1 protein-coding gene and 1 pseudogene are annotated in these 1,355 nt (G+C 69.8%); both read left to right on the forward strand.

Features of this window, described 5'->3' with window-relative positions; genetic code table 11:
• Positions 1–798 (forward strand): LVIVD repeat-containing protein (locus LP52_RS25280; protein ID WP_040276932.1); only part of this gene is annotated, 798 nt, incomplete at its 5' end.
• A gap of 237 nt (positions 799–1,035) precedes the next feature.
• Positions 1,036–1,355 (forward strand): annotated as a pseudogene (locus LP52_RS25285) (hypothetical protein); the annotation flags it as partial.

A 1,355-nucleotide genomic window follows, 5' to 3' on the forward strand; every position in this document is an offset into this window, starting at 1 on the left:
AAGATCTCGGTGATCGAGGTGCCCACCGACGACCCGGCCTCGGCCGCGGTGGTCAACGAGCCGGTGCTGTTCCCCGACGGCGGCAATCCCGGCAACAGCGGGGAGCTGCGCCCCACCGAAGGCTGCCACGACATCACCGTGCTGCCCCGCAAGGACATGGCCGCGGGCGCGTGCATGGGTGACGGCGTGATGATGGACATCAGCGACCCGGTGGAGCCGGTCGTCACGGAGACCGTCCGCGACGAGAACTTCGCGTTCTGGCACTCGGCCACCTTCAGCAACACCGCCAAGTCGGTGATCTTCACCGACGAGCTCGGCGGCGGCGGTGCGGCCACCTGCAACGAGGAGATCGGCCCCAAGCGCGGCGCCGACGCGATCTACTCCCTCAAGGGCGGCAAGAAGAACCCGCGGCTGGACTTCGCCAGCTACTTCAAGATCGACCGCCACCAGGCCGACACCGAGAACTGCGTCGCGCACAACGGCTCGCTGATCCCGGTGATGGGCAAGGACTACTTCGTGCAGTCCTGGTACCAGGGCGGCGTCTCGGTCATCGACTTCAACGACCCCGAGAACCCCCGCGAGATCGGCTACTTCGACCGCGGTCCGCTCAGCGAGGAGGAGCTGCAGCTGGGCGGCTCCTGGTCGGCCTACTACTACAACGGCCACGTCTACTCCTCCGACATCCAGCAGGGCTTCGACGTGTTGAAGCTGGACGACCGGAGGCTCAAGAGGGCCGAGAAGGTCACCTACGACGAGTTCAACCCGCAGAGCCAGCCCAAGTACAGGCCCGGGCGCTGACCCCTACCGGCTCCGTTCCAGGCCCTCAGTACGACGCGAGCGCGGCCCGCGGCCACCGGTGGCGGGCCGCGCTGCGCGTTTGCCGCGGATCCGAGGGACCGGGCCGGCGGGCTGGTTCCGCGCCGCCCGCCGGCCGCTCCCGTCCGCGGTCCCGGCGAGTCCGTCCGTCCCCCCGACAGCGGGCGCCGCCCGCACGGACCCGCCCCGTGCAGAGACAACAGGGAGTGATTCTTGCCGATGAACCCCGCATCCCCCGTCCCCCCGTCCGCCTTCCGCCGAACCGGCCGCCTGACCGCGGGCATGGCGGCGTCCGCCGCCGCGCTGCTGCTGGGCACGGCCTTGGCACCGGCCGCCGCGGCCGACGAGAACTCCAGCGACAACCTCCGACACATCGCCAACGTCCCGCTGGAGGCCCCCGTCGACAGCGTCGGCTCCGATCTGGCTTTCACCGGCGATTACGCCATCGACGGCAACTACAACGGATTCATCGTCTACGACATCTCCGATCCGGAGTCGCCGCAGGTCGCGAGCCGCGTGCTGTGTGAGGGCGGGCAGGG

Source organism: Streptomonospora alba, from assembly GCF_000826685.1.
GTDB lineage: Bacteria > Actinomycetota > Actinomycetes > Streptosporangiales > Streptosporangiaceae > Streptomonospora > Streptomonospora alba.